Origin of the sequence: Sphingomonas sp., from assembly GCF_013812825.1 — a bacterium.
Classification (GTDB): Bacteria; Pseudomonadota; Alphaproteobacteria; order Sphingomonadales; family Sphingomonadaceae; genus Sphingomicrobium.
Genome location: NZ_JACCSU010000059.1, coordinates 1 through 2,225, shown reverse-complemented (window position 1 = coordinate 2,225; position 2,225 = coordinate 1). Strand labels below are relative to the sequence as shown.

1 protein-coding gene is annotated in these 2,225 nt (G+C 71.0%); it reads right to left on the bottom strand.

Annotated elements, in window-relative coordinates:
• On the bottom strand, window positions 1-1,996 hold a 1,996-nt coding region (locus H0T81_RS07605; protein ID WP_294011500.1), incomplete at its 3' end, for a helicase-related protein.
• Window positions 1,997-2,225 lie beyond the last annotated feature (229 nt).

Here is a 2,225-nt window from a genome sequence, read left to right as displayed (position 1 = left end):
CTCCAGGCGAGCTGGCCGGGTCGCTCGCCGCCGCGGCGAGTTTCTTGAGCGCTCCCAGATGCTCGCCGATCGATGCCTCGAGCCAAGCCTCGAGGCGGCCGCGGAGCGCCGCCCGGCTTTGCGCCGATAGCCGGTCGAGCGCCCGGCTGGTGCGCAGCGCGGGCTCGAGCAGCGAGCGGCCGGGAGCAAGGCGCGCGAGGACATGCCTGTCCTGAGCTTGGCCGAAGGGGCCCTGCCAGCCGACCGCGACCCGGCCTTCGTCGTCGGCGATCAGGTCGAACGTTTCATCGGGCGCTTCGAGCAGAGCCTTGGCGCGGCGGTCGAGTTCGTCGCCCAGGCGGCGCTCGGCGGCGGCCAGCAGCAGGCGCTTGTCGGCGAGGCGCGCGGACGGGTCGACCCGGAAATCGAAGCTGGCCAGGTGGCCGATCGGCTCGGGGCCGACGCTGACTTCGCCATCGGCGGCGACCGTCACCGGCAGTGCGTCGCTGCCGCGAGCGCCGATGTCGCGGACCAGCACCGCGGTTCGGCGGTCGACGAAGCGCTGGGTCAGCCGCTCGTGGAGCGCATCGCTCAACCGCGCCTCGACCTCCATCGTCCGCTCCGCCCATTTCGCGGGATCGGCGAGCCAGTCGAGGCGGTGGGCGATATAGGCCCAGCTGCGGACGCCGGCCAGGCGGTCGGCCAAAGCCTCGATATCGCCCGTGACGTTGTCCAGCCGAGCGACCTCGGCGGCGAACCATTCGTGCGGGATGTGGCCGCCCTCGCCGATGTAACCGAAGATCCGGCGGACCATGCGCGCATGGTGCATCGGCCCGACCTTGCGGAAATCGGGCAGCCCGCACGCCGCCCAGAGCCGCCGGGCAATGGCGCCGCGCCTGGCGGCGACCGCCGGGTCCTCGGCGATCAGCTTCAGGACCGCCAGGTCGACGGCCAGCGGCGCGGATCGCAGCACTGGATCGTCGCTGGGCTTCTCGAGGCTGGCGATCAGCGCGGTGACGTCGGTGAAGTCGAGCTCCGAGCTGCGCCAGTAGAGATGGTCGAGCGGCCGGAAGCGGTGGTCCTCGATCGCGCTGATTTCTTCGTCGCCGAACGCCGCTCCGCCGTCGCCGCCGAGCCCCAGCGTGCCGAAGCTGCCGTCGCGCTGGTGGCGCCCGGCGCGGCCGGCGATCTGCGCCATCTCGGCGATGGTCAGCCGGCGGTCGCGGCGGCCATCGAACTTCTCGAGCCCGGCGAAGGCGACGTGGGTGACGTCCATGTTAAGGCCCATGCCGATGGCGTCGGTGGCGACGAGATAATCGACCTCGCCGCGCTGGAACATCGCCACCTGGGCGTTGCGAGTGGCCGGCGACAGCGCGCCCATCACCACCGCCGCTCCGCCACGAAAACGCCGCAGCATCTCGGCCAGCGCGTAGACCTGCTCGGCCGAAAACGCGACGACCGCCGAGCGCGGCGGCAGGCGCGACAGCTTGGTGCTGCCGGCGTAGCGCAGCGTCGAGAAGCGCGGCCGGCTGACGATCTCCGCCTCGGGCAGTAATTCGCGGATCATCGGCTTCAGGGTGTCGGAGCCCAGGATCAGGGTTTCCTCGCGGCCGCGGGCGCGCAGCATCCGGTCGGTGAACACATGGCCGCGCTCGGGATCGATGCCGAGCTGGGCCTCGTCGATCGCGGCGAAGGCGAAATCGGCCGGCAAGTCGCCGCGACCTTGTTTTACGAAGATGGGCGCCTCGCGGCCGCTCGACACCGGCATCGATTCGGCGGTGCACAGCACATAGCGCGCGTGGGGCGGAACGATCCGCTCCTCGCCGGTCAGCAGAGCGACCTGGCTGGCGCCCTTCAAGGCGACGACCCGGTCGTAGACCTCGCGAGCCAGAAGCCGCAGCGGAAAGCCGATGACTCCGGACGAGTGGGCGCACATCCGCTCGATCGCAAGATAGGTCTTGCCGGTGTTGGTGGGCCCGAGGATCGCCCGGACCGGGGCCTCGTCGCTCCGCGCCATGCGCTCGAATGTGGCGGCGCTGAGGGAAAGCGCAAGCTCTCGGGCCGGCGCATACGGCGCGATATAAGCCCGTTTTAACCCCGATCGCCGATGGTGCGCTCTTTGGGGGTCGATTTTGGCAGGCAAGCATCCGTTTCGAGCAGCGAGAGCGGCCGTTCCGGCGAGGCCTTCGCGGCTGGCCGGAGCGCTCGCTGTGCTGTGCGGCGGAGTCGCGCTCGCCGCGCTGGCC